1 pseudogene is annotated in these 574 nt (G+C 28.7%); it reads left to right on the forward strand.

What is annotated here, in order from left to right:
• Window positions 1–68: 68 nt before the first annotated feature.
• Window positions 69–574, forward strand: a pseudogene (locus tag KA894_RS14575) (replication initiation factor domain-containing protein); the annotation flags it as partial.

The raw sequence follows: 574 nt of genomic DNA on the forward strand, positions 1-574 counted from the left end.
AAAAAGAGAAAGAGAAATTATCAAATCAAAGTCTAGAACAAGAAAAGTGTAATTTTTCGTTAACCGGTATATCTAATAGCCGGTTAAGTGCACATACTGTGTGCATATCAAAACCAAAAATCAGTTTTGACCGTATGACAATCATTGGGAATTTAAATAAAAATAATGCTCAAAAACTTTCTGAATTCATGAGTGTTGATCCACAAATAAAGCTTTGGGATATGTTACAAACAAAATTTAAAGCTAAGGCACTTCAAGAAAAAGTTTATAGCGAATATGACAAGGTAAAAGCAGATAATTGGGATAGACGTAATATGCGAGTTGAATTTAATCCAAATAAATTAACACATGATGAAATGCTATGGTTAAAGAAGAACGTTATTGACTACATAGAAGATAAAGGTTTTACAAGATTAGATTTAGCTTTTGATTTTGAAGATGATTTAAGTGATTACTACGCAATGACTGATAAAACAGTTAAGAAAACAATTTTTTATGGTCGTGATGGTAAACCAGAAACAAAATATTTTGGTGTTCGTGATAGTGATAGATTTATAAGAATTTATAATAAAAA

Origin of the sequence: Staphylococcus sp. GDY8P131P (assembly GCF_017891975.1) — a bacterium.
Lineage (GTDB): Bacteria > Bacillota > Bacilli > Staphylococcales > Staphylococcaceae > Staphylococcus > Staphylococcus nepalensis.